Below are 1,367 nucleotides of genomic sequence, written 5' to 3'. Positions count from 1 at the left end.
GCCGGCACCATGTACTCCGGCAGCGACTGCGACAACGCCTCGCGCAGCACGTGCGCGTCCAGCGTCGCGCCGTCCGCCGCCACCACGTACGCCACCAGACGACGGTCGCCCGGCGCGTCCTCGCGCACCAGCACCACCGCCTCGCGCACGCCCGGTTGCGATACCAGCGCCGCCTCGATCTCGCCCAGCTCGATCCGGAAGCCGCGGATCTTCACCTGGTCGTCGATCCGGCCGACGAACTCCAGCTCCCCGTCTTCCAGGTGTCGCACCAGATCGCCCGTGCGATACAGCCGGCCCGCGCCGAACACGTTGTCCACGAACCGCTCCGCCGTCAGCTCCGGCCGGTTCAGATAGCCCCGCGCCACGCCCGCGCCGCCGATGTACAACTCGCCCACGCTGCCCAGCGGCTGCAACTGCCGGTGCGCATCCAGCACGTACAACTGCGTGTTGCCGATCGGCCGACCGATCGGCGTCGCCGCCGAGCCGTCCAGCCACGACAGCTCCTCCTGCGTCGACAGCGTCCACACGCTGCAGCCCACCACCGTCTCGGTCGGGCCGTACTCGTTCACGAACCTCGCCTGCGGCAGCAGTTCGCCCTTCCAGCGCCGTAGCGTCGAGGCCGGCAACTGCTCGCCGCCCACCACGATGCAGTGCGGCGCCTCGCACGCGGCCACGTCCCGCTCCAGGTACGACAAGGCCTCCAGGTGCGCCGGCGTGATCTTGAACAGCCAACCTTCGCCCGTCGTGAACAACCGCTCCGACAGCCGCGACAGCGTCTGCGTGTGCGACTCGTCCGGCAGCAGCCACACCGGCTTGCCCGCCAGCAGCGGCGGCAGCAGCGTCGTCAGCGTCGCGTCGAAGCACAGCGGCGAACTCACCACCGCACCCGCCAGACCCGGCAGATAGGCATCCACCGCGTGCGCCAGGTAGTTCGACAACCCGCCGTGCTCCACCATCACGCCCTTCGGGCGGCCGGTTGAACCGGAGGTGTAGATCACGTACGCGATGTCATGCGCCGCCACCGACGGCAGCTCGCCTTCGACGCAGTCGCCCAGCCAGTCTTCCTCGGTGGCCGCGCCGTCCATCAACACCACGTCGACGCCCTGCAACGGCAGTTCGTCCATCGATGCCGCTTCTAGCAGCGCCCAGCCGATGCCTGCGTCCTCCACCATGTAGCCCAATCGATCCTTCGGCAGCTTCGGCTCCAGCGGCACGTAGGCCGCGCCTGCCTTCAGCGCTCCGAGCACCGCGATCACCAGCGCCGGCGAACGCGACAGGTACAGGCCGACCCGCGCTCCGGGCGTGACGCCCGAATCGATCAGGTAGCGCGCCAGGCGGTCGGAGCGCGCGTCCAGTTCCGCATAGCT

Annotated in this window: 1 protein-coding gene; it reads right to left on the bottom strand. The window is 69.9% G+C overall.

Annotated features, from left to right (window positions below; genetic code table 11):
* Nucleotides 1–1,367 (bottom strand): amino acid adenylation domain-containing protein (locus tag ACYVGK_RS17960; protein ID WP_460736256.1); only part of this gene is annotated, 1,367 nt, incomplete at both ends.

Source organism: Lysobacter tyrosinilyticus, assembly GCF_054779815.1.
Note: the sequence above shows the minus strand (reverse complement) of the source record. Positions and strands in the feature narration are given on the sequence as shown.